18 protein-coding genes and 1 tRNA gene are annotated in these 23,532 nt (G+C 72.1%); 12 read left to right on the top strand and 7 right to left on the bottom strand.

What is annotated here, in order from left to right:
• Nucleotides 1–4 precede the first annotated feature (4 nt).
• The 5 genes from ACFYSC_RS05375 to ACFYSC_RS05355 all read right to left on the bottom strand — a co-directional run bounded on the left by ACFYSC_RS05375 (nucleotide 5) and on the right by ACFYSC_RS05355 (nucleotide 7,281).
• Nucleotides 5–1,432, bottom strand: coding sequence for an endonuclease/exonuclease/phosphatase family protein (locus ACFYSC_RS05375; RefSeq protein ID WP_389956993.1), 1,428 nt, complete (start codon nucleotides 1,430–1,432; stop codon nucleotides 5–7).
• Between the two features lie 377 nt (nucleotides 1,433–1,809).
• Complete coding sequence (locus tag ACFYSC_RS05370; RefSeq protein ID WP_389956991.1) at nucleotides 1,810–2,697, bottom strand: NUDIX domain-containing protein; 888 nt, start codon at nucleotides 2,695–2,697, stop codon at nucleotides 1,810–1,812.
• Entirely contained in the window at nucleotides 2,690–4,753 is a 2,064-nt protein-coding gene (locus ACFYSC_RS05365; protein ID WP_389956988.1) for an RNA degradosome polyphosphate kinase, read from the bottom strand. The genes ACFYSC_RS05370 and ACFYSC_RS05365 overlap by 8 nt, the downstream gene beginning before the upstream one ends.
• Nucleotides 4,754–5,006: 253 nt before the next feature.
• Nucleotides 5,007–5,963 carry a TetR family transcriptional regulator gene (locus ACFYSC_RS05360; RefSeq protein ID WP_389956985.1) on the bottom strand — a complete coding sequence of 319 codons (957 nt, stop codon included), beginning with the start codon at nucleotides 5,961–5,963 and terminating at the stop codon, nucleotides 5,007–5,009.
• A 376-nt stretch (nucleotides 5,964–6,339) separates the two neighbouring features.
• Nucleotides 6,340–7,281 carry an acyl-CoA desaturase gene (locus ACFYSC_RS05355; protein ID WP_389956982.1) on the bottom strand — a complete coding sequence of 314 codons (942 nt, stop codon included), beginning with the start codon at nucleotides 7,279–7,281 and terminating at the stop codon, nucleotides 6,340–6,342.
• Between the two features lie 322 nt (nucleotides 7,282–7,603).
• Here ACFYSC_RS05355 and ACFYSC_RS05350 point away from each other — a divergent pair.
• The 12 genes from ACFYSC_RS05350 to ACFYSC_RS05295 all read left to right on the top strand — a co-directional run bounded on the left by ACFYSC_RS05350 (nucleotide 7,604) and on the right by ACFYSC_RS05295 (nucleotide 19,803).
• A tRNA-Gln gene (locus ACFYSC_RS05350) sits at nucleotides 7,604–7,675 on the top strand.
• Between the two features lie 168 nt (nucleotides 7,676–7,843).
• Nucleotides 7,844–9,295, top strand: coding sequence for a bifunctional UDP-N-acetylglucosamine diphosphorylase/glucosamine-1-phosphate N-acetyltransferase GlmU (gene glmU / locus ACFYSC_RS05345; protein WP_389956979.1), 1,452 nt, complete (start codon nucleotides 7,844–7,846; stop codon nucleotides 9,293–9,295).
• Between the two features lie 76 nt (nucleotides 9,296–9,371).
• Complete coding sequence (locus ACFYSC_RS05340) at nucleotides 9,372–10,349, top strand: ribose-phosphate diphosphokinase (protein ID WP_362931030.1); 978 nt, start codon at nucleotides 9,372–9,374, stop codon at nucleotides 10,347–10,349.
• A gap of 250 nt (nucleotides 10,350–10,599) precedes the next feature.
• Nucleotides 10,600–11,226 (top strand): 50S ribosomal protein L25/general stress protein Ctc, encoded by a 627-nt coding sequence (locus ACFYSC_RS05335; RefSeq protein ID WP_389956975.1) that lies wholly within the window; start codon nucleotides 10,600–10,602, stop codon nucleotides 11,224–11,226.
• A gap of 74 nt (nucleotides 11,227–11,300) precedes the next feature.
• Complete coding sequence (gene pth, locus ACFYSC_RS05330) at nucleotides 11,301–11,897, top strand: aminoacyl-tRNA hydrolase (RefSeq protein ID WP_389956971.1); 597 nt, start codon at nucleotides 11,301–11,303, stop codon at nucleotides 11,895–11,897.
• 103 nt (nucleotides 11,898–12,000) lie between these two features.
• Nucleotides 12,001–13,449, top strand: a complete 1,449-nt coding sequence (locus ACFYSC_RS05325; protein ID WP_389956969.1) for an exopolysaccharide biosynthesis polyprenyl glycosylphosphotransferase — start codon at nucleotides 12,001–12,003, stop codon at nucleotides 13,447–13,449.
• The gene (locus tag ACFYSC_RS05320; protein WP_389956966.1) at nucleotides 13,446–14,213 is read left to right on the top strand and encodes a 3'(2'),5'-bisphosphate nucleotidase CysQ; all 768 of its coding nucleotides are present in this window, start codon (nucleotides 13,446–13,448) and stop codon (nucleotides 14,211–14,213) included. The genes ACFYSC_RS05325 and ACFYSC_RS05320 overlap by 4 nt, the downstream gene beginning before the upstream one ends.
• A 19-nt stretch (nucleotides 14,214–14,232) precedes the next feature.
• Nucleotides 14,233–15,147: a sulfate adenylyltransferase subunit CysD gene (gene cysD / locus ACFYSC_RS05315; RefSeq protein WP_389956963.1), complete on the top strand. Its 915-nt coding sequence runs from the start codon at nucleotides 14,233–14,235 to the stop codon at nucleotides 15,145–15,147.
• Nucleotides 15,148–15,245: 98 nt separating this feature from the next.
• The gene (gene cysN / locus ACFYSC_RS05310) at nucleotides 15,246–16,508 is read left to right on the top strand and encodes a sulfate adenylyltransferase subunit CysN (protein WP_362931042.1); all 1,263 of its coding nucleotides are present in this window, start codon (nucleotides 15,246–15,248) and stop codon (nucleotides 16,506–16,508) included.
• A 363-nt stretch (nucleotides 16,509–16,871) separates the two neighbouring features.
• Nucleotides 16,872–17,894, top strand: coding sequence for a sulfotransferase (locus ACFYSC_RS05305; protein ID WP_389956960.1), 1,023 nt, complete (start codon nucleotides 16,872–16,874; stop codon nucleotides 17,892–17,894).
• Nucleotides 17,891–18,970 carry a glycosyltransferase gene (locus ACFYSC_RS05300; protein ID WP_389956958.1) on the top strand — a complete coding sequence of 360 codons (1,080 nt, stop codon included), beginning with the start codon at nucleotides 17,891–17,893 and terminating at the stop codon, nucleotides 18,968–18,970. Before ACFYSC_RS05305 ends, ACFYSC_RS05300 begins: the two co-directional genes overlap by 4 nt.
• Nucleotides 18,971–19,059: 89 nt before the next feature.
• Nucleotides 19,060–19,803 (top strand): WecB/TagA/CpsF family glycosyltransferase, encoded by a 744-nt coding sequence (locus ACFYSC_RS05295; protein WP_389956955.1) that lies wholly within the window; start codon nucleotides 19,060–19,062, stop codon nucleotides 19,801–19,803.
• Between the two features lie 164 nt (nucleotides 19,804–19,967).
• On the opposite strand, the gene ACFYSC_RS05290 is transcribed toward ACFYSC_RS05295, so the two are convergent.
• Together ACFYSC_RS05290 and ACFYSC_RS05285 are read right to left on the bottom strand one after the other, a co-directional pair.
• Nucleotides 19,968–21,593: a sigma-70 family RNA polymerase sigma factor gene (locus ACFYSC_RS05290; RefSeq protein ID WP_389956952.1), complete on the bottom strand. Its 1,626-nt coding sequence runs from the start codon at nucleotides 21,591–21,593 to the stop codon at nucleotides 19,968–19,970.
• Complete coding sequence (locus tag ACFYSC_RS05285; RefSeq protein WP_389956949.1) at nucleotides 21,594–23,321, bottom strand: ricin-type beta-trefoil lectin domain protein; 1,728 nt, start codon at nucleotides 23,319–23,321, stop codon at nucleotides 21,594–21,596.
• Between the last annotated feature and the right edge of the window lie 211 nt (nucleotides 23,322–23,532).

The raw sequence follows: 23,532 nt of genomic DNA, 5'->3' as shown, positions 1-23,532 counted from the left end.
GCGGTCAGGGAGAGGTCCAGCGATGGGCGGTGGCCGTCTGGTCGCAGGTGGCGTTCATCACCGCCGTGCCGACGTTCAGGCTGCCGACCATCAGGCACTTTCCGGAGCCGACGAGCCGCACCATCCCCGGCTGGGGCTGGTCGGGGAGCCAGCGCTGCATGGAGTCGTCCAGGTAGCACAGGGTCTGCACGGCCCCGGCCTTGTTGACGCTGCTGGGGTTCTGGAGGCAGCTGCCGTTGTCCTTGACGAGGAAGTACTCACCCCAGAAGGCGTGCTGGAACCGCCAGCGCTGGTCACCGGAGAGGGGGTTGCAGGTGGCCTGCAGGGCCTTGGCGCCGTTCGCCGTGCCGGTGACGCTCAGGCATTTGCCGCTGTAGTTGTTGCGCACCAGCCCGGGGATCGTCGCCCACTGGTGGAGGGTGACCTCGCTGCGGAACATCTTGTGGTCCGAGCAGATGTGGTCGCCGCAGTTGCCGGCGTCGACCATCTGGACGTTCTGGTGCGCGAAGCTGAAGTGCTTACGTCCGACGAACGTGTAGTCGATCTTCCCCTCGGCGTGGCTGGGGTCACCGCCCTGCACCGGCCCGTCACAGAAGGTGTCGGAGCAGTAGTAGTGCATGTCGGTCTCCCAGAACTCCCCGGTGGTGCCCGCGGCGGGGGCGTACAGCGAGTTGAGCGCGGGGTTGCCGGGCTTGAGGTTCAGGTCGCCCATGAGGATGAACGCCCTGTTCTTGGCCTCCGGCCCGAAGACCCTGGCCAGCTCCTTGGCCTCGGCCTCCGGCGCGGCGTAGGGGTTGCTCGCGGAGCCGTCCTTGGGGGAGAGGTGGGTCGAGCACGCCTTCACGCTGTCGAGGGGCAGGGCGAAGGTGGCGTCCACGCAGGCGACGCTGCGGTCCTGCGGGGGGATCGGGATAGAGCCCTCGTAGAGCTTGTGGTCCGTGCTGAACAGGTAGCTGTAACGGGCGTTCACCGTGCCGCGGACCAGGACGGCGTTACCCGCCTTGTTGCGGATGTCGAGACCGACCTGGCACTGGGGGACGAGGGCCTTGGACTCCTGGAAGAGGCCGTCCATGGCGTGCCCGATCTCCTCCAGTCGCACCCGGAGGTGGTCGTACTGCCGGTTGCAGACCTCGTTGAGGGAGATCACATCGGGTTTGCGCGCCTGGACCTCCTGGATGATCCTGTCGACGACCCCGTACTCCCCTCCGTTCTTCGCCGCCCCGGCCATGTTGAACTGCAACAGCTTGAGCGTCTGCTTCTTCGGGGTGACCAGGGTGGTCGCCGCGACCGCGGACTCCCCGGACGCCGGCGTCTCACCGGCCGCGGGAGGAGCCTGGGCGATCAGCAGGCAGAGCAGGGCGAGGACGCACGAGATGATCGTCCTGGCGCCGTTCGGGATCTTGCTGAAGGGTTTTCCGTCCACCAGCGACACACGGTCTCCTTGGGGCCCGCCCGCCGCCCGGCGCCGCTCCCGGCGCGGGCGCCTGCATCGGGGCACCGGGGACGACGGGGTGTGCCGCCGGCCGTACGGGAAGACGGGCGGCGGCCGCGGACGGCGCGGACGGCGGGCGATGATGAGCAGCGACTACACGACGGTCGCAGACGGGGGAGCGCCTGTCATTGCGCATCCGCGCACGAACCTTGCCCGCACGCGCACGTCCGCCCACCCACCCGTGAGCCCGCCGTCCGTCCCGTACACCGGCCGTGCGTCCCGTACGTCCCCCGGCCGGGTCCTACGGCGCCCGCCGGTCCTACGGCGCCCGCCGGTCCTACCGCGCCCGTCCGGCCGGGGGACGTACGGGGCGGGAATCAGACGGGGTGGCTCTCGGTGGCGACGAGGCGGCCCGCGGCGTGGTGGAGCACCATGAAGCCGCCCTTGGGCAGGCGGGCCTCCTCCCGTCCCACGCCGACGCCGGTCATCAGGCCGGGCAGGACCTTGCCGTGGCTGCAGAGCGCGGCGGGCCGGCTGGCGGACAGGAGACCGGTGACCAGGCGCAGGGCCGTGTCGGGGTCGTGGCGGCTCTCCGACAGCGCCGGCTCCGGGCGGATCGCGAGACCGGCCCGGCCCGCGTACGGTTCCAGCGTCTGCACGCACCGCCTGCTGGGGGAGCTGACCAGCTCGGCGGGCAGGTAGCCGGGCAGGACGCCGGCCAGCGCGGCGGCCTGCGCCGCGCCGTCCCGGTCGATCGGCCGCTCGTCGTCGTCGCCCTCCCACTTCTCGCGCGACCCGGCCAGGGCGTGCCGTACGAGGACGAGCGGGGTGGTGGCCAGCGGCGCGGCGGCGAGCGCGTCCAGCAGGGCGGTGTCCCACTCGTAGGTCAGCAGCCGCGCGGCCTCGGCCGCCGGCACCCAGGCGACCTCGTCCACCTCGTCGTCCTCCCGTTCGGCGACGGGACGGACGCCGGGCGCCACCCTGGCCGTCCAGTAGTCGACCCGCTTGGACCGGCCGCCGATCAGGTAATGGACCGGCGGCAGCGGCCGGCCGAGCAGCAGCGCCAGGCCCGTCTCCTCGGCCACCTCACGCAGGGCTCCGGCGACGACGTGCTCGCCCGGGTGCAGCTTGCCCTTGGGGAACGTCCAGTCGCCGTACTTCGGCCGGTGCACGAGCGCGACCTCCGGCGCGGACTCCCGGCCCCGCCACACCACCGCCCCGGCCGCGCGGATCGGGTCCGCCGGGCGGGTGTCCGGGTCAGTCATCGATCGTCCTCCATCGCCGGGTGCCGATCAGGTGGTCCTGCAGGTCCGCGCCGTCGTGCCGGGTCCATGTGCCGTCGCCGTTGAGCCACCAGGTGGCGGTGTCCTCCGACATCGCGAGGTCCAGCAGGTCCGACAGGTATGCCCGCTGCCGCTGGCTCGTCACCTTCACCAGCGCCTCGACCCGGCGGTCCAGGTTGCGGCGCATCAGGTCGGCGCTGCCGATCCAGATCTCCGGCCGTCGGCCCCGGCCGAACTCGTAGATCCGTGAGTGCTCCAGGAACCGGCCCAGTACGCTCCTGACCCGGATGTTCTCCGACAGCCCCGGGACGCCCGGCCGCAGCGTGCAGACTCCCCGCACCCACAGGTCCACCGGGACGCCCGCCCGCGAGGCGCGGTAGAGCGCGTCGATGACCGGCTCGTCCACCAGGGAGTTCGTCTTGATCCTGATGCCCGCCGGGCGGCCCGCCTCCTGGTGGGCGGTCTCCCGCTCGATCCTGGCCACCAGCCCGCCGCGCAGCGAGTGCGGCGCCACCAGCAGCCGCCGGTAGGCCGAGTGGGCGGAGTAGCCGGTCAGGTGGATGAACAGGTCGGTGACGTCCTCGCCGACCAGCGGGTCGGCGGTGAGCAGGCCCAGATCCTCGTAGACACGGGCGGTCTTGGGGTTGTAGTTGCCGGTGCCGATGTGGCAGTAGGCGCGCAGCTCGCCCGAGGGCTCCTGCCGTACCACCAGCGCCAGCTTGCAGTGGGTCTTCAGGCCGACCACGCCGTAGACCACGTGGCAGCCGGCCCGCTCCAGCTTGCGGGCCCAGGTGATGTTGGCGTGCTCGTCGAACCGCGCCTTGATCTCCACCACCACGACGACCTGCTTGCCGGCCTCGGCCGCGTCGATCAGCGCGTCCACGATCGGCGACTCGCCGCTGGTCCGGTAGAGCGTCTGCTTGATGGCCAGCACGTTCGGGTCCGCCGCCGCCTGCTCGATGAAGCGCTGCACGCTCGTGGCGAAGGAGTCGTACGGGTGGTGCAGCAGCACGTCCCGCTCGCGCAGCACCGCGAAGATGTCGTCGGAGACGTGCACGACCTCGGCGGGCACGAACGGGCGGAAGCCCAGCTCGCCCCGGTCCAGGTCGGCGATGGCGTGCATGCCGGTCAGGTCCAGCGGGCCGGGCAGCCGGTAGATCTCGTGCGGGGCCACGCCCAGCTCGTCCACCAGCAGGTCGAGCACCTCGGGGGTGATGCTCTCCTCGACCTCCAGCCGGACCGGCGGGCCGAAGCGGCGCCGGAGCAGCTCGCGCTCCAGCGCCTGCATGAGGTTCTCGGTGACGTCCTCGTCCACGTCCAGATCCTCGTTGCGGGTGACCCGGAAGGCGTGGTGCTCGACGATCTCCATGCCCTTGAAGAGCTGGCCGAGGTGGGCGGCGATCACATCCTCCAGCGGCACGAACCGGTCCCCGGACGCCGCGACGAAGCGGGGGAGCCGGCTCGGCACCTTCACCCGGGCGAAGACGGTGTGACCGGTCACCGGGTTGCGTACGGTGACCGCGAGGTTCAGCGACAGCCCGGAGATGTAGGGGAACGGGTGGGCCGGGTCCACGGCGAGCGGGGTGAGCACCGGCCGGATCCGCTCCCGGAACAGCCTGCGCATCTCGGTGCGCTCGTCGCGGCCCAGGTCGTCCCAGCGCACGATCTCGATGCCCTCGGCGGCGAGCAGCGGGCACAGCAGCTCGCGGAAGCAGGCCGCGTGCCGTAGTGCGAGCTCGTGGGCGATCGCGGAGATCCTGGCGAGCTCCTCGCTGGGCTTCAGCCCGCTCTTGGTCCGCAGCAGCAGGCCGGTGGCCATCCGCCGTTTGAGGCCGGCCACCCGCACCCGGAAGAACTCGTCGAGGTTGCTGGCGAAGATCGCGAGGAACCTGACCCGTTCCAGGAGAGGGAGGGAAGGGTCCTCGGCCAGCTCCAGCACCCGCTGGTTGAACTGGAGCCAGCTCTCCTCGCGGTTGAGGAAGCGGTCCTGGGGAAGGGGCTGATCTCCGGGGTCAGTGTGAGCGACTTCTACCGACATATGACGACAATGCCCGGTTTTTGGAAACTCAACGTGAACGCCGGATCAACGAGCGCTGTCACCCGCAGGAGCGGTTCGGGACCCCCGCCGGTCCGGGAGCCCGCGGATTCGAGGCCCCGCGGGCTCAGGCCCTGTGGGGCCGTGGGATCGGGGTCCATGGGTTCGGAACCGCAGGTCCGGGGATCCCTTGGGTTCGGGTCCGTGGGTTCGGGACCGCAGGCCCGGGATCCCGCGGGTCCGGGACCCCGTGGGTTCAGGATTCCGGCGGCTCGCCGGGGTGCTCGGAGAGCCTGGCCTGTCTGGCGGCCTCCCGCTGCTCGCGCTGGCGCGTCTTCTCCAGCTCCTTCAGCTCGCGCTCGCGGGCCTTCTCCCGCTCCCTGAGCAGCCGTTCCTGATCCTTCAGTTCCCGCTCCCGCGCCTTCTCGGCCTCCCGCTGCTCGCGCTGGCGGGCCTTCTCCTGCTCGCGGGCGAGCTTCTCGGCCTCGCGCCGCTCGCGCTCGCGGACCTTCTCCAGCTCCTTCAGGTCGCGTTCGCGGGCCTTCTCCCGCTCCCGGAGTTCCTTCTCCGACGGCCGGGGGCGCAGCTGGTCCGGGCCGCGGGCGGCGGTCAGGCGGGGATGCGGGTCCAGGCCCTTCAGACCGTTCCAGGCGAGGTTGACCAGGTGGGCGGCCACCTCCTCGCGCGGCGGCCGGCGCACGTCCAGCCACCACTGGCCGGTCAGCGCCACCATGCCGACCAGCATCTGCGCGTACATCGGGGCGTGCTTGGGCTCGTAGCCCCGGCGGACGAACTCGTCCACCATGACGTCCTCGACCTGACTGGCGATGTCGTTGATCAGGCTGGCGAACGTGCCCGTCCCGGAGGCGGCATGGGAGTCGCGGATCAGGATCCGGAAACCCTCGCTGTTCTCCTCCACGTAGGCGAGCAGCGCCAGGGCGGCCCGCTCCAGCTTGATCAGCGCGTGCGAGGCCGACAGGGCCTCGGTCACCATGCCGAGCAGCTTGTCCATCTCACGGTCGACGACGACCGCGTAGACGCCTTCCTTGCCGCCGAAGTGCTCGTAGACCACCGGCTTGGAGACGTTGGCGGTGGCGGCTATCTCCTCCACCGAGGTGCCGTCGAACCCCTTCTCGGCGAACAGGGACCGGCTGATCTGGATCAGCTGTTCCCGGCGCTCCTTGCCTGACATGCGTCTTCGGGGCTCGTTCACGGTTCCAATAATGGCGTCCCCGGAGCGCGAAGCGGGAACCACGCCCTGGACGGCGTCGATTCCGGCACTCCGGTCGATCGTCTCATCCGCGATCACGGCACCCGTCTGCCGCGCGGTGACCGCCTTCCGGACGGTGCCCGTCCGCCTCGCGGTCCCGGGCGGGCCGGCGGGCGGCGCCGTACCGCCGGAGGCCGTCGCCGGGGGTGCGGGCGGCGCCGCGGTGAGGCGGGCCGCCCCGAGGGGACGTGCGGTCCCGGGACTCCGGGACGGGATGCCGGGCGGCGCTGCGGTGACGCGGGCCGCCCCGGGACTCCGTGGTGGGCCGTCGGGCGGCGCTGCGGTGACGCGGGCCGCCCCGGGACTGCGTGATGGGCCGTCAGGCGGCAATGCGCTTCGCCGCCAGTCGCTCCGGAGTCGGCCAGCGGACGGAGTGGGCCCAGCCGAGCTTCTCGAAAATCCGGATCACGCCGGCGCTGAGGTCGATCTGGCCCTTGAGCACGCCGTGCCGGGCGCAGGTCGGGTCGGAGTGGTGCAGGTTGTGCCAGGACTCGCCGAAGGAGGGGATCGCCAGCCACCACACGTTGCGGGACTTGTCACGCGACTCGAAGACCTCCTCGCCGAAGACGTGGCAGATGGAGTTGATCGACCAGGTGACGTGGTGCAGCAGGCCGATGCGGACCAGCGTGCCCCAGAAGAAGCCGGTCGCCATGCCCCACCAGGACCAGCTCAGCAGGCCGCCGAGGAGGGCGGGCATCACCATCGAGGTGATCGCCAGCACCGGGAAGTACCTGTGCAGCTTGATGATGTCGGGGTCCTTGACCAGGTCGGGGGCGTACTTCTCGCGGTTGGCCCGGTCGGCCTCGAACAGCCAGCCCATGTGGGCCCAGAGCAGCCCCTTGCTCACCGCCCAGAAGCCGGTGCCGAACCGCCACGGCGAGTGCGGGTCGCCCTCCTTGTCGGAGAACTTGTGGTGCTTGCGGTGGGTGGCCACCCAGTCGAGCACCGACATCTCCAGCGAGAGGCTGCCGGCGATGCCCAGCGCGATCTTCAGCGGGCGCTTGGCCTTGAACGACCCGTGGGTGAAGTAACGGTGCAGGCCGACGGTGACGCCGAGGCCGGAGACCACGTAGAAGACGAGGGCGATGACGGCGTCCGTCCAGCGGAGACCCCACCCCCAGGCGAAGGGCACGGCGGCGACGAGCGCGATCAGCGGCAGGGCGACGACCACCATGAAGGTGATGATCTCGGGACGGGTCTTGGGCTCCGGATCGACGTCCGGTTTCGGAGAAGGGGCGGAACGCTCTTCAAGGACAGTCATGGGCTACCTCGATACGACTCATAGGAGAAGGGCGGTTTCGTCCGGCTACGCAACCGTAACCTACGCCATCGTAAGTTAGGAACACCTACGGATGGATGTGGAGAAGGTGACGCTCCCCGGTGGATCCCGTGGTCGGTTCACGACTTGCTACCACCGGGTGGATCTGCTAAACGGCGTCTTCCGGTCCATGCCCGCCACGGGGGCCTCTCACTCCTCCCGGCGCCCGTGGCGCAGGCGGAGCCGAAACGAGGCGCGTTCGATATCGACGGCTCGGTATCGTGGGGGGTGCCGGGTGCCCGACCGGTTCGGGCGGCCCTGTCGATCCGGTATTGGGTAATTGGCAGCCCGCAAGGTTTTGGTCCTTGTTGTCCAGGTTCGAGTCCTGGTGCCGGAGCTGTAACTTTTGACCGTTTTATTGGTCCGGCTAGTCGGCTGGGTGGGTTCCCGGGCGGGCAGGTATCCTCACGTTGTCGAGTGGGTGACCGTCCGATGCCCTGAAGAGGGCGGGGACGGTCCGCCACCCTGTCAATGTCTCAGCCGCGACGCCGAGGGAGCCTCGTCCGTGAGTGTGCCGCGCCCGGCCGCCGTCATCGTCCTCGCCGCAGGTGAGGGCACCCGGATGAAGTCGAAAACACCCAAGATCCTGCACGAGCTGTGCGGTCGCGCACTCGTGGACCACATGCTCGCCGCCGCTCGAGGTCTCGAACCCGAGCGGCTCATTGTTGTCATAGGCCACGAGCGCGAACGGGTGCGCGAGCACCTCGCGCGGACCGGCCCCGACACCCAGGCCGTCGTGCAACCCGAGCAACGCGGCACCGGCAACGCGGTCCGGGTGGTGCTGGAGACCACCGGGACCGTCGACGGCACGGTCCTCGTGACCTACGGCGACACGCCGCTGCTGCGCACCGAGACCCTCGCCGCGCTGCTGGAGCGGCACGACCGCGACGGCAACGCCGTCACCGTGCTCACCGCCGAGGTCCCCGACCCCCGCGGCTACGGCCGGATCGTCCGCGACGGGACGGGAGCGGTCCTCTCCATCGTCGAGGAGAAGGACGCCACCCCCGAGCAGCGGCTCATCCGGGAGATGAACTCCGGCGTCTACGCCTTCGACGGCCGCCTGCTGGCCGACGCGGTCAAGCGGGTCTCCACCGCCAACGCCCAGGGTGAGGAGTACCTCACCGACGTGCTGTCCATCCTCCGGGAGGACGGCCACCGGGTCGGCGCGCACGTCGCGGCCGACCACGTCGAGGTCGAGGGCGTCAACGACCGGGTGCAGCTCGCCTCCGCCCGCAAAGTCCTCAACACGCGCCTGCTGGAGGGACACATGCGGGCCGGGGTCACGGTGATCGACCCCGCCACCACCTGGGTGGACGTGGACGTGACCCTGGAGCCCGACGCGGTGATCCACCCGGGCACCCAGCTGCACGGCCGTACGGCCGTCGCCGAGGGCGCCGAGATCGGCCCCGGCGTCACCCTGACCGACACGGTCGTCGGCGAGGGCGCGGTGATCCGCAACGCCGTCTGCGTCGAGGCCGAGATCGGCCCCGCCGCCCAGGTGGGACCGTACGCCTACCTGCGGCCCGGCACCGTGCTCGGGCGCGGGGCCAAGGCCGGGACCTACGTGGAGATGAAGAACGCCCAGGTGGGCGAGGGTGCCAAGGTGCCCCACCTGACCTACGCGGGTGACGCCGTGATCGGCGCCGGGGCGAACATCGGCGCCTCGACGATCTTCGTCAACTACGACGGGGTCAACAAGCACCGGTCGGTGGTGGGCGACCACGCCTTCGTCGGGTGCGACACCATGCTCGTCGCGCCGGTGAACATCGGCGACGGCGCCTACACTGCCGCGGGCTCGGTCATCGACGGCGACGTTCCCCCGGGGGCGATCGGGGTGGCCCGCGCGCGGCAGCGCAACATTGAAGGGTGGGTCGCGCGCAGGCGCGCGGGCACCAGATCGGCCGAGGCGGCCCAGAAGGCCATCGACGCCGGAAACCAGCAGGGGAGCACGACGTGATCAAGCGCAGCGAGCCGGCCGGCGGGCACGGCAGCGTCGCGACGACGACCGAGGGCCGTCAGGCGAGGAGGACGGCATGAGCGGCATGAAGCAGACCGGTGAGAAGCAGCTGATGTTCTTCTCCGGACGCGGCTACCCGGAGCTGGCCGAGGAGGTGGCGAGCCACCTCGGGATCGACCCCACCCCCACCACCCTGCGTGACTTCGCCAACGGCGAGATCTACGCCCGCTACCTGGAGTCGGTCCGGGGCTGCGACGCCTTCGTCATCCAGAGTCACACCGGTCCGATCAACCAGTGGATCATGGAGCAGCTGATCATGGTGGACGCGCTGAAGCGCGCCTCCGCCAAACGGATCACCGTGATCATGCCGTTCTTCGGCTACGCCCGCCAGGACAAGAAGGGCCGCGGCCGCGAGCCCATCACCGCCCGCCTCATGGCCGACCTGTTCAAGACCGCGGGCGCCGACCGGCTGATGTCCATCGACCTGCACACCTCGCAGATCCAGGGCTTCTTCGACGGCCCGGTCGACCACCTGTTCGCCATGCCGGTGCTGGTCGACTACCTCAAGGACAAGCTCGACCTGGAGACCACCACCGTCGTCTCGCCCGACACCGGCCGCGTCCGCCTGTCGGAGCGCTGGGCCGACACCCTCGGCACCCCGCTGGCCTTCATCCACAAGCGCCGCGACCTCGACGTGGCCAACCAGGTGAAGGTGAACGAGGTCGTCGGCAAGGTGCGGGGCCGTACCTGCGTGCTGATCGACGACATGATCGACACCGCGGGCACGATCTGCAAGGCCGCCGACGCGCTGTACGAGCAGGGCGCCACCGACGTGATCGTGGCCGCCACGCACGCGGTGTTCTCCGACCCCGCGGTGGACCGGCTGAAGAACTCCGGCATCTCCGAGGTGATCGTCACCAACACCCTCCCGCTGGAGGAGGAGAAGAGGTTCGACAAGCTCACGGTCCTGTCGATCGCCCCGCTGATCGCCCGCGCGATCAGCGAGGTGTTCAACGACGGCTCGGTGACCAGCCTCTTCGAGGGCGACACCTGATCCTCCCGGCACACCGCCGTCCCCGCGGTGCCTGATCGACCCTCCCCGGTACACCGCCGCACCCCCTGCGACACCCCCGTGAGACCCCCGCGAGACCCCGCCGAGGCGGCGACCCGAGCCTCGGCGGGCCGAACCCGGCCCGTGTGCCGGTAGGCTGTTCGGGTCGCGCGCGCTCGTAACGCCTTCCGCTAGGGCGGGTGAGGGGGAGCGCGCCCTTCAGAATCCATCGAAGATCCCTAGGAGATCCGTCGTGGCCGAAGTAGTCATCAACGCCGAGCCGCGCGCCCAGTTCGGCAAGGGCGCCGCTCGCAAGATCCGCCGTGAGAACAAGGTCCCCGTCGTCCTGTACGGGCACGGCACCGAGCCGCTGCACCTCACGCTCCCGGGCCACGAGCTCCTGCTCGCCCTGCGCACGCCGAACGTGCTGATCCGCCTCAAGGGCGCCGCCGACGAGCTGGCCCTGCCCAAGGGCGTCCAGCGCGACCCGATCAAGGGCTTCCTGGAGCACGTCGACCTCCTCCTCGTCAAGCGCGGCGAGAAGGTCACCGTCGAGATCCCGGTCACCACGGTGGGCGAGGTCGCCGACGGCGTCCTCGACCAGCAGCTCGTCTCCATCGCGATCGAGGCCGAGGCGACCCACATCCCGACCGGCGTCGAGGTCGACGTCGAGGGCATGGAGGTCGGCACCCAGGTCACCGCGGGCGACCTGAAGCTGCCCGAGGGCGCCACCCTCATCGCCGACCCGGAGACCCTGGTCCTGCACGTCACCACCGCCGCCGCCCCCATCGAGGAAGAGGCCGCCGAGGGCGAGGCCGAGGCCGCCGCCGAGGGCGAGGGCGAGACCGCCGAGGCCGCGCCGGCCGAGGCCGCCGAGTAGTTTCATCTGCTAGACCTTGTCAGGGCAGCCCGCGACCGGGCTGCCCTGACGCGCATGTGGAAGGGGCGCCGACCATGGACCGCTGGCTGGTCGTGGGTCTGGGGAATCCCGGGCCGGAGTACGCCGGTAACCGGCACAACGCGGGCTTCATGGTGGCCGACGAGCTCGCCGCCCGCATCGGAGGACGGTTCAAGGCGCACCGGTCGCGCGCCGAGGCCCTGGAGGGGCGCGTGGCGGGCGCCCCCGCCGTGCTGGCCAAGCCGCTGTCCTACATGAACCTCTCCGGCGGCCCGGTCAAGGCCCTCGCCGACTTCTACAAGGTCGACCCGGCCCGGGTGATCGCCGTCCACGACGAGCTCGACATCCCGTACGGCGCGCTCCGCGCCAAGCTCGGCGGCGGCGACAACGGCCACAACGGGCTGAAGTCGATCACCAAGTCGCTGGGCACCCGGGACTACCTGCGGCTGCGGTTCGGCATCGGCCGCCCGCCCGGCCGGATGGACCCCGCCGCCTTCGTCCTACGCGACTTCGCCACCGCCGAGCGCAAGGACCTGCCGTTCCTCGTCGACCGGGCCGCCGACATGGTCGAGTCGCTGATCACCTCCGGCCTGGAGGCCACCCAGAACGACTTCCACTCGGGTGACCTGAAGCTCTCGGGCCCGCCCAGATAGTCATCCGGGCGGCGCGCGTTTCGGCCTTCGGCCGCCGCGCCCCCTTCTCCCTCGGTAACATCCGGTGACCATCGGTCGCCGATCGACTACGCTGGGGGAGCGTGTGCGCGAGGTGAAAGCCGTCCCGACCGGTCCGGGATCGACGTCGGCGTCCCGCCCGCGGGCGCCCGCCTGGGCCCGCCGCCACCGGGCGTACACCGTCGCCACCGACCTCCTCTGCTCCTCCGTGGCCGGCCTCCTCGCGCTGTTCGCGCGCTCCGGGGAGAGCGGCCCGGACGTCACCCCGTACGTCGCGCTGAGCGCCGCGCTGCCGCCCGTCTGGGTGTGCGCGGCCGCGCTGAACCGCGCCTACGAGCCCCGCGTGGCCGGCCTGGGGCCCGAGGAGTACCGCCGGATCGCGCGGTGCGGGCTCGCCCTCGCCGTCGCCCTGGCCTCCGGCGCCTACCTCGCCCGCACCGAGACGGCCCGCGGCTACGTCGTCCTGGCCGTCCCACTGGCAACGGCGCTCGCACTCCTCGGCCGGTATGGCCTGCGCCGCCGTCTGCGGCGGATGCGCGAGCGGGGCCGGTGCGCGCGCCGGGTCGTCGCGGCCGGACGCCGGCCCGCCGTCGCCGAGCTGATCGGCCTGCTCCGCAGGGAGCGCCGCCACGGCATGGAGGTCGTGGCGGCGTGCGTGCCGTACGACGGAGGAGACGACGTCGAGGGCGTCCCCGTCCTCGGAGACCTGTCCGACGTGCCGCTCGCGGTCGGGCAGGCCGCGGCCGACACCGTGGCCGTGCTCGCCTGCCCGGAGCTGGACGGCACGGCGCTACGCAGACTCGCCTGGCGGCTGGAGCGGACCGGCGCCGACCTCGTCGCCGCCCCGGCGCTGCTGGAGCCCGCCGGGCCGCGCACCGGGATCCGCCTGGCGGCCGGGGTGCCGCTGCTGTACGCCGAGCACCCGCGGATCACCGGCTCCCGCCGGGTGCTCAAGGCCGCCTTCGACCGGGCCGCGGCCGCGGCGCTGCTCGCCGCACTGCTGCCGCTGCTCGCCGGGCTGGCGCTGGCCGTCCGGGCGTCGAGCCCCGGGCCCGTCCTCCTGCGGCGGCGCCGGGTGGGCCGCGACGGCGCGGAGTTCACCCTCTACACCTTCCGCACCATGGCCGGCGGCGCCGAGCGCGGACGGGTCGGCCTGCGAGGGGACGGCCGTGCCGTGCCGTACGCGATCCGGCACGACCCGCGCCTGACCCCGCTGGGCGCGCGGCTGCGCCGCCGCTCCCTGGACGAGCTGCCGCAGTTGCTCAACGTCCTGCTGGGCCACATGTCGCTGGTGGGACCGAGGCCGCCGCTGCCGGAGGAGGTCGCCCGGTACGACGACGACGTCCGCCGCAGGCTGCCGGTCAAGCCCGGGATGACCGGCCTGTGGCAGCTCACCGGGCGCCCTGACATTCCGTGGGAGGAATCAGTACGGTGGGAGCTGCGTTACGCAGAGAACTGGTCCCTCACGCTGGACCTGCAGATTCTCTGGAACACATGGGCAGCCGTCGCGCGAGGAACGGAGCTTGCTGAATGACGATCCGGGACGACCACGTTCTCGCGGCGGATCTGGCGGCCGAGGCGGGTGAGAGGCTGCTGGCCCTGCGCGCCGAGCGGGGGTTCGGCGACCCCGCGGTCCTGCGCAAGGAGGGCGACACCGCCTCCCACCTGTTCCTGATGGACGCCCTGGCCCGCTCGCGCCCCGGCGACGCCGTGCTGTCGGAGGAGGCGACCCGCGAGGAGCGCCTCGACCCCCGCCGCCTGGCGGCCGAGCGGGTGTGGATCGTCGACCCCCTCGACGGCACCCGCGAGTTCGCCGAGGAGGGCCGCTCCGACTGGGCGGTCCACGTGGCGCTGTGGGAGCGCGGCGTCCTGACGGCCGGCGCGGTCGCGCTGCCCGCGCAGGGCCGCACCCTGTCCACCCTCGAACCCCCCGTACGGCCGGCGCCCGCCGCCGGGGCCAGGCCGCGGATCGCGGTCAGCCGCACCCGCCCGCCGGAGTTCGTCCGGGCCCTCGCCGAGCTCGCCGGGGCCGACCTGGTGCCGATCGGCTCGGCCGGCGCGAAGATCTCCGCGGTGCTCACCGGTGAGGTCGAGGCGTACGTGCACGCCGGCGGGCAGTACGAATGGGACTCCGCCGCGCCGGTCGCCGTGGCCCTGGCCGCGGGGGCGCACGCCAGCCGGATCGACGGCTCGCCGCTCCGGTACAACCAGGGAGACCCCTCACTGCCGGATATCCTGGTTTCCCTACCGGAACTGGCGCCAGCGTTGCTTGCCGGCATCCGGGACCTGCACCGATAAGCACCGCTAGGAGAGTCTGATGCTCCAGTGCGACTACACCACGTCGCAGCTCGACGTCCTCGAGGCAGAGTCCATTCACATCATGCGTGAGGTGGCGGCCGAGTTCGAGCGTCCCTGTCTCCTCTTCTCAGGCGGTAAGGACTCCATCGTCATGCTCCGCATCGCGGAGAAGGCGTTCTGGCCGGCGCCGATCCCCTTCCCCCTGCTGCACGTCGACACCGGGCACAACTTCACCGAGGTCATCGAGTTCCGCGACCGCCGCGCCGCCGAGCTCGGCGCGCGACTGATCGTGGCCAGCGTCCAGGACTCGATCGACGCGGGCCGGGTGACCGAGGAGACCGGCCGCCGGGCCTCCCGCAACCGGCTGCAGACCACCACGCTGCTGGACGCCATCGAGGACGGCGAGTTCGACGCGGTCTTCGGCGGCGCCCGCCGGGACGAGGAGAAGGCCCGCGCCAAGGAGCGGGTGTTCTCCTTCCGCGACGACTTCGGCCAGTGGGACCCGAAGAACCAGCGCCCCGAGCTGTGGAACCTCTACAACGCGAAGATCCGCAAGGGTGAGCACATCCGGGTGTTCCCGCTGTCCAACTGGACCGAGCTGGACATCTGGGACTACATCCGGCGCGAGGGCATCGAGATCCCCTCGATCTACTACGCCCACACGCGCAAGGTGTTCGAGCGTGACGGCATGCTGCTGGCCGAGAGCGAGTTCATCACCCGCGACGAGGACGAGCAGATCTTCGAGGCCGTGGTCCGCTACCGCACGGTCGGCGACGTGACCTGCACCGGCGCCGTCCAGTCCACCGCCGCCACGGTCGAGGAGATCATCGACGAGATCGCCGCCACCCGGATCACCGAGCGCGGCGCCACCCGCGCCGACGACCGGGCCTCCGAGGCGTCGATGGAGGACCGCAAGCGGGAGGGGTACTTCTAAGTGAGCACGGTTCCTTCCCGGCCGGCCCGCGCGGCCCGGCAGTCCCTTCCCGCGCGGCCCTCCCGCGCACGCCGTACGACCTCTGGAGAGCGGTTCTGATGGACATCCTTCGCTTCGCCACGGCGGGCAGCGTCGACGACGGCAAGTCGACCCTCATCGGACGGCTGCTCTTCGACTCCAAGGCGATCTTCGAGGATCAGCTGGAGGCGGTCGAGCGCACCTCCCGCGACCGCGGCACCGAGTACACCGACCTGTCGCTGCTCACCGACGGCCTGCGCGCCGAGCGGGAGCAGGGCATCACGATCGACGTGGCCTACCGCTACTTCGCCACGCCCAAGCGGAAGTTCATCATCGCCGACACCCCGGGGCACATCCAGTACACCCGCAACATGGTGACCGGCGCCTCCACCGCCGACCTGGCGATCGTCCTCATCGACGCCCGCAAGGGCGTTCTGGAGCAGTCGCGGCGGCACGCGTTCCTCACCACGCTGTTGCGGGTGCCACACCTGGTGCTCGCGGTGAACAAGATGGACCTGGTCGACTACTCCCAGGAGCGGTTCGAGGAGATCCGCGAGGAGTTCACCGCGTTCGCCGCCAAGCTGAACGCCCCGGACCTGACGTTCATCCCGATCTCGGCGCTGCACGGCGACAACGTGGTGTCCCGCTCGGAGAACATGCCGTGGTACAACGGCTCCTCCCTGCTGCACCACCTGGAGAACGTGCACATCGCCTCCGACCGGAACCTCGTCGACGTGCGCTTCCCGGTCCAGTACGTCATCCGGCCGCAGCGCGCCACCGATCCGGCCCTGCACGACTACCGGGGATACGCCGGGCAGGTCGCGGGCGGCGTGCTGAAGCCCGGGGACGAGGTCGTGCACCTGCCGTCGGGGCTGAGCACCCGCATCGCCTCGATCGACACCTTCGACGGCCCGGTGCAGGAGGCGTTCGCGCCGATGTCGGTGACGCTCCGCCTGGAGGACGACATCGACATCTCCCGCGGCGACATGATCTGCCGGCCCAACAACCAGCCGCAGGTCACCCAGGAGCTGGAGGCGATGGTCTGCTGGATGACCGACGCCGTCAAGCTGGCGCCGCGTGCCAAGCTGGCCATAAAGCACACCACCCGCACCGCCAGGGCGCTGGTCAAGGACCTCCACTACCGGCTCGACGTCAACACCCTGCACCGCGACGAGGAGGCCGGCTCCCTCGGGCTGAACGAGATCGGGCGCGTCTCGCTCCGCGTCACCCAGCCCCTGTTCGTGGACGACTACGCGAGGAACCGCCTCACCGGCGGCTTCATCCTCGTGGACGAGGCCACCAACAACACCGTCGGCGCGGGGATGATCACCGACGCCCGTTAGGGCCTGTCCCGGACGCCCGTCAGGGGCCGCCCGGGTGGTCGCGACCGGAGAAACGATCCGCCGGACGGGATCCGGCGCCGTGACCGGGCGGGCACGGGGAGGCCACCGGGCCCGCCCGGTCACGGCGCCGGGTTCGAGGTGTCGGAGGATCAGAGGGCTTCCGGTCCCGGCACCGGGTTCCAGGGGTGCCGGGCGGTCGAGGTTTTTCCGGTTACGGCGCCGGGTCGCGTCCCGCGGATCATCCGTGGGACGCGACCCGGCCCGGCGCGTCCCAGGTAGATCCTTTGTCCTTTCCGCGATGGCGCGGTAACCCTCCGCATTATTATGTGCACGTTCCGTATCCGACGGGTAAGGATTCGTGCCGTGCCTGACAAGCCGCCTCCCGCCCGGGTCGTCTTCCTCGGCGGTCTCGGCCGCAGCGGGACCACCCTGCTGGAGCGCCTGCTCGGCGAGGTCCCCGGCGTCGCGCCGCTCGGCGAGGTCGTCCACCTCTGGGCCAGGGGCGTGCTCGCGGACGAGCCATGCGGCTGCCGGCGGCCGTTCAGCGCGTGCCCGTTCTGGCGGGAGGTCGGCGAGCGCGCGTTCGGCGGCTGGCCGGACGACCTCGCCCGCCGGATGCTCCGGCTCGGACGCCGGGTGGACCGCACCCGGCGCGTTCCCGAACTGGCCCGCCGTCTCGCCGGGTCCACGGGGTCCGCGGGACCGGCGACGTTCGCCCGGTCCGTGACGCCTCCGGTGTTCCCGGGATCCGTGCCGTTAGGGGAGTCCGCGGAGCTCACGGCGTCTCCGGAGCTCGCCGAGTACGCCGCGGCGCACCGTCGCCTGTACGACGCGGCGGCGGAGGTCTCCGGCCGGCCCGTCGTGGTCGACTCCAGCAAGCACGCCTCCACCGCCTTCTGCCTCGCGGCCGCCGGGCTCGACGTGCACGTGGTGCACGTCGTGCGCGATCCCCGCGCGGTCGCCCACTCCTGGCGCAGACGGGTGCCCCGCCCGGAGGACGGCCGGCCGATGACCCGCTGGTCGCCGGCCCGCACCTCGCTGCACTGGCTCGCCCAGAACCTCAGCCTGGAACTGCTGGCACGCGGCGGCGTCCGCGTCACCCGGGTCCGCTACGAGGACCTGCTCGACGCCCCCGCCGCCACCCTGGGCCGCGTGGCCGCGGAGGCCGGTCTCGCGCCCCGCCTCGACTTCCTCTCCACCTGCCGGGCCGATCTCTCTCCGGCCCACACGGTCTCCGGCAACCCCGTGCGCTTCACGGTCGGCCGGATCCGCCTGGATCCCGACGACGGCTGGCGCACCGCCGCCCCGCCGCGGCACCGGCGCCTGGTCGCAACGCTGACCTGGCCCCTCATGGTCAAGTACGGCTACGACAGGAGATCGGCGTGAGCCCATCGGTGGGCGTGGTCATCCCCACGCGGGGACATCGGCCCGACCGGCTGCGCGCCGCGATCCGTGCCGCGCTCGGCCAGGACCATCCCGGTCCCCTCGAAGTGGTCGTCGTCGTCGACGGCGGCGACCCGGCGGCGGTCGCCGACCGTACGGCCGACCTCCTGGCCGCCCGGAACCCGGCCACCCTGGTAGGGGACACCCGGCCTCCGGCAGGGGCCGTCCGCTGTCCGGCCGCCTCGGAAGGAGATGCCTGGCGTCCGGCCGTCTCGGGAGAGAGTGTCCGGCGTCCGGCCCCCACGGGAGGGGACGCCCGGGATCCCGCCGTTTCCGCCGAGGAGGCGCCGCGCCGGGTGCGGGTGACGGCCAACCGCCTCAGCCCCGGCCTTCCGGGGGCCCGCAACACCGGCATCGCGGCGCTCGGCACCGACCTGGTGGCCTTCTGCGACGACGACGACGAGTGGGCGCCCGGCAAGGTCGCCGCCCAGGTCGGCGCCCTGGAGGCGTGGCCCGGCGCGGAGTTCTCCAGCTGCGCCATCGAGGTCGAGTACGGCTCGCGCCGCGTCACCCGGCTGGCCGGGACGGCCGCCGTCACCCGGGCGCACCTGCTGCGCTCGCGGATGGTGATGGTCCACTCCTCGACGTTCCTGTTCCGCCGGGGCGCGTTCTGGGCCGACGAGAGCGCCCCGGGGGGCCAGAACGAAGACTGGGACCTCGCGCTGCGCGCGGCCGCGCGTCACCCGATCGCGCATGTGGACCGTCCCCTGGTGCGGGTGCGCTGGGGCGGTTCCGCGTACGCGACCCGCTGGGCCGACCGAATCGCCGGGCTGGAGTGGATGCTCGCCCGGCACCCCGATCTGGTCGTGGATCCGCGCGGCGCGGCGCGGGTCTACGGCCAGCTCGCCTTCCACCACGCGGCCCTCGGCCGGCGGAGGGAGGCGGGCCGCTGGGCCCGGCGGGCGTTCACCGCGCACCGCGGTGAACCCCGGGTGCCTCTCGCACTCGCCGTGGCCGCGGGCCTGGTGTCGGCCGCGAGCGTCCTCGGGGCGCTCCACCACCTCGGGCGCGGCATCTGATGGCGCTCCGGACCGTCCAGGAGGCGACGCGCGTCCCGGGGCGTCCATGGCCCGGCGACGACCACGGACGGACCCGTCACAGGGTGCGCGTGGCGGGCCTCCCTCTCGACCCGATGACCGAGGGGGAGGTCGTCGACCACGTGGTCGGCGCGCTGAAACGCGGAGAGGGCGGCCACCTCGTCACCCCCAACACGGACATCGCCTGGACCGCCGCGCGCGACCCCGGGGCGCACGAGATCGTCGAGCGGGCCGACCTGTCGGTCGCCGACGGCATGCCGCTGGTGTGGGCGGCCAGGCTGCTCGGCACGCCCCTGCCGGCGAGGGTCGCCGGGGCCGACCTGATCTGGTCGCTGTCGGAGGCGGCCGCCTTCTACCGCTACCCCGTCTACCTCCTCGGCGGCCCGCCGGGGGCGGCCCGGCAGGCGGCCGACCGGCTGGTCCGCCGTCATCCCGCGCTCGTCGTCGCGGGCACGCAGGCTCCGCCGTACGGGTTCGAGGCGGATCCCGGCGGCCACGACGGGATCAGGGAGGCGCTGGTGGCCGCCGCGCCCCGGCTGGTCTTCGTCGGGCTCGGCTTCCCCAAGCAGGACCGGCTCATCGCGCGGCTCCGGGACGACCTTCCCGGCACCTGGTTCGTGGGGTGCGGCTCCGCCATCGCGTTCACGGCCGGTACGGTCCCCCGGGCGCCGGTGTGGATGCGGGAAGCGGGTCTGGAGTGGTTCTTCCGCCTGGTCCACGAGCCCGGCCGGCTGGCCCGCCGCTACCTCCGCAACGACCTGCCCTTCACACTCCGGCTCCTGGGCTCCTGCCTCCTGCGCCGCCTCTTCTCCTGAAGGGCCCGCCCACCGGACGGTCGCGACGTCCGGTTGCCGGTGGACGGCCGGACCCGAACCGCTCCGGAGCGCCGTGGGCGCCGCCCGGCGCGCCCACGGCGCTCAGCAGTCCACGAGGGTGACGCGCTGATCGGCGGAGCCGCGCCGCCCCGCACTTGCACGGCTCAGCCATCCACGAGGGTGACGCGCTGATCGGCTGAGCCGGTGTAGGGGCCGTAGAGAATGAACGCCGTCGGCGGACGCTTGCCGGCGAACTCCTCGCCGAGGGACAGCGCCTTGCCGGAAGGGACGCTCACCAGACGGCGCACGCCGTCGCTGAAGGCCGGGCGGTGCCAGAGCTGGGCCGGCGCGGAGGCACACGGCCTGATCCGGACCGCGAGCATGCCGCCGCCGTTGAAGGCGACGGTGTCGTACCGCTCGCCGGCGGACAGGCAGCGTCCGCTGACGAGGTTGACGAGCTGGAACCGCTGGGTCCCGCCCCGCGTACGCCAGGCCGTACGTGGGTCGGCGCACGGCAGCGCCGCCACCAGTCCGCTCGCCACGCCGACGCATCGGCCCGCGTGGGCGATCCGGGTGCCCGGCTGGGAAGTGGGCTCGCGGGGAGACGGCGACGCGGATCCCTGTGTCGTCACCCGGGCGGTGGGGGTTCTCTCATGAGCGGGTGCCCGGGTCCTCGCGCGGGTGGATTCGGGCGGCCGGGTCCTCAGGCGGGTGGGTTCCGGGGTGGATGACGAGCCCGGCGCGGGAGCGGTGATCCGCGTGGGCGGGGAGGGGGCCGGGTCCGCAGGCGAGCCGAACACGGCCACGGTCACGGCCACGGCGGCGGCGATCGCCGTCACCCCCGACACGGGGATCACCCAGCCCGGCGCCCCGGCTCCCTTCGACGCGGCGACCGGCGTCCCGGTCGGTGTCCCGGTCCCCAGCCCGGCTTCCGTCCCGGTCGGTGTCCCGGTCCCCACCGCGCTCGATGTCCCGGCCTCCGCCGCGCCCGGCACCCCTGTGCCCGCCGCGCCCGGCACCCCTGTTCCCGCCGCGGTCCACCTACCCGCCCCCGCTCCCAGGGCGAGCGGAAACAGGGCGATCGGCAACGCAGCGCGGAGTGTGGTGTTGAGGTCGAGCAGCTCCGCGTGCGCCCGGGCGCAGCTCGCGCAGGACTCCAGATGCGCGCGCAGCGCCCGCGGAGGGCGGCCGTTCCCCCTGCGCACCACCGCCGCCAGCGGCTCGGCGTACTCCTGGCAGCGGGGCGACGCGCCGGACACGTACGCGGCCAGATACGCCTTGCGCAGTCCCTCGCGGGCGCGGAAGGCCAGCACGCCGACGTTGCCGGGGGTGACGCCGAGGATCTTCGCGACCCGATCGGGCTCCTCGTCCTCGATCAGGGTGTGCCAGAGCACGGTCCGCCAGCGTGAAGGCAGCGAGCGGTAGGCGCGGGTCACGAGATCGTCCGGCGGCTCCGGCGCGTTCGTCGTGAGATCGTTCTCGCGGAACTCGTCGGTCAGGACGAACCGCTGATCGGAACGCGCCCATTCCGCCGCCGTGTTGCGGACCACCGCGTACAGGTAGGGACGCCAGTCGCCGGTCGGACCGGCCGGGCCGTTCCGGACGGTTCGCAGAGTCCGCGCGAACGCCTCGCTGGCCAGGTCCTCGGCGGTGTGCGGGTCCCGGCACAGGCGGCGGGCGAAGGCGATGACGGCCGGGTGGTGCCGCTCGTACAACTCGGAGACGGCACGGTCGTCACCGGCCCTGACCATTCGCGTCAGGGCCGGGTCGTCAGTGTCCGGTTCGATCACTTACTTGAGTGTAAATTTGGCGGAATTCTTCTGGTACGCAGCCTTGGCGTAGACGCCGGTGTGCTTGGCGGAGAGGGCGACGAGCCGGGTGGCCCTCGTGGTCGCACTCCTCAGCGTGACCGAGCCGCCTGCCTTCTCCAGCGACCAGCGCTGCCCCTTGGCGGCCCCGCTGCACCTGACCAGGACGACCGGACGCTTGCCGCCGCTGACCTCGCCGAGCGCCATGCAGCGGTTCTGGCGGCGCAGCTGCACGTGCTCGCCGACCGTCACGACGTTCCACGTGGCGCCGCAGGCGCCGAGGCGTACCCTGGTGCCGGACGAGGTCAGGCAGGTGCCGTACGTGCTCCTGAACCGGACGCTCCGGCCCCGCACGGGAGTCTCGGCGGGGACGGGGGTGGGATCGATCGACTCGACCGGTCCCGATGTGACGGCCGGCTCCGGAGCGGAGGTCGGTGTCGCGGTCGGCCTGGTGGTCGGCGTCCCGGTCGGGCCGGTGGTCGGCCGCGACGTGGCCGTCGGGGCCGGGGAGCCCGGCCTGGTGGGCGAGGAGGCCAGGCCGCCCAGCAGTTCGGCCACGAACTCGCCCTTGCCGTCACGTACCACCGCTCCGCCGTCACGGTCGTCCTTGACGGTCAGTTTCCCGCCGGCGCGAGCGGCGAAATTGGTCCTGTCCTGACCGGCCTCCGGCAGCCACTGCTGCGCCCTGTCCTTCTTCGCGCACGGACCGGTCACGACGGTGTCCGCCATGGTGAGACAGCGGCCGTTCGCCGCGTTGCGGATCGTGAGGTACCCGTCGTCGTCGATGCCGCGCTGCCACGTCTGCGCGGCGCCGTCCGTGCACGCGCGCTGCACGACCTGCGTCGCGCTCCCGTCGAGGCATCTGCCGCCGTCCACCACCCTGATGCGGAACCGCCACACCGGGCTCGGCTGGTCCTGGATCAGGTACGGGCTGAACGCGACGTTCCTGATCTTTTCCAGTTCCGGCTGCCGTACGGGCGTCGGCTCGAAGTACCGGAAGTCGTCGATCCGGCACGAGTCGAGGTGGTAGTTGGACGCGGGGTCGCTCGTGCACTCCTTCCGGGTGCCCATGTTCCGGCAGACCGGGTCGTTGCCGTTCACGCCGCCCCCGTCGCAGTGCGAGAGCCCGAAGCTGTGGATCAACTCGTGGGTGAGCCCGGCCTCGCTCCAGCACCAACGCGGAAGGATGACGTTCCCGGTGCTCAGACCGGCGTTGGCGCCGCCGCCCGTGCAGGAGTCCGTGATCTCGTTGTCCCTGACGAGGTACAGCGGCTTGACCCGGTTGGTCTGCCAGAGCGTCCGCACCAGGGCCGGCTGGGAGGCGAGGTTCTCCGCCATCGCCTTGCCCATCTCCGCCCGGTTGCGGCCCTTGGTGAACGGCAGCTTCGCCACCACCGGACGGCAGTCGCCGTCCTGCACGAACCGGATCCGCCGGGAGACCCCGAACCGCTCCGCGCTGGAGTCGACCGTCTGGTCGGTCTCCCAGATGGTGTTCAGCAGGGCGGCGCTGTCGGCCTCCCAGGCGTCCTGCCCGGGTTGGTGGACGTAGATCGGCAGCACCCAGCCCTTGTCCTTGGTGTCCACCCCGTCGCAGGCGAATCGCGACTGGGCCGCCGGAGCCGCTGCCACCGCGGGCGACGGCACGGCCAGACCCGCTCCGCCCATCGACGACAGCAGCACCGCTATGAGGATGAATCTCAACCTGCTCAATCCGAACTCCTTTCGTTCACAGAGGAAGGAGTCCGGCCGCTCGCCCCGATTACGCGGTTTCAGAAATTTCCCGGCCTCGTCGTGGTTTCGTGGCGTCCGAGGCGGCCGCACGCGTGACGCGGGAGCCGGTAGGGGCGTCGCCACCCGGGACGACGACCGCGCTCTCCGGCTGACCGGTCGCGCCGGTCATGACCGGCTGTACGGCCGGCCG

This window comes from Streptosporangium sp. NPDC004379, from assembly GCF_042873875.1.
GTDB lineage: Bacteria > Actinomycetota > Actinomycetes > Streptosporangiales > Streptosporangiaceae > Streptosporangium.
The sequence above is the reverse complement of the archived record's forward strand: the minus strand, read 5'-3'. Positions and strand labels throughout refer to the sequence as shown.

Bases quoted from the DNA above. Each gene is read 5' to 3' on its own strand.
- ACFYSC_RS05355 (WP_389956982.1), bottom strand. From the start codon at position 7,281: ATGACTGTCCTTGAAGAGCGTTCCGCCCCTTCTCCGAAACCGGACGTC.
- ACFYSC_RS05365 (WP_389956988.1), bottom strand. From the start codon at position 4,753: ATGTCGGTAGAAGTCGCTCACACTGACCCCGGAGATCAGCCCCTTCCC.
- ACFYSC_RS05370 (WP_389956991.1), bottom strand. From the start codon at position 2,697: ATGACTGACCCGGACACCCGCCCGGCGGACCCGATCCGCGCGGCCGGG.
- ACFYSC_RS05340 (WP_362931030.1), top strand. From the start codon at position 9,372: ATGAGCGGCATGAAGCAGACCGGTGAGAAGCAGCTGATGTTCTTCTCC.
- ACFYSC_RS05320 (WP_389956966.1), top strand. From the start codon at position 13,446: ATGACGATCCGGGACGACCACGTTCTCGCGGCGGATCTGGCGGCCGAG.
- pth (WP_389956971.1), top strand. From the start codon at position 11,301: ATGGACCGCTGGCTGGTCGTGGGTCTGGGGAATCCCGGGCCGGAGTAC.
- cysN (WP_362931042.1), top strand. From the start codon at position 15,246: ATGGACATCCTTCGCTTCGCCACGGCGGGCAGCGTCGACGACGGCAAG.
- cysD (WP_389956963.1), top strand. From the start codon at position 14,233: ATGCTCCAGTGCGACTACACCACGTCGCAGCTCGACGTCCTCGAGGCA.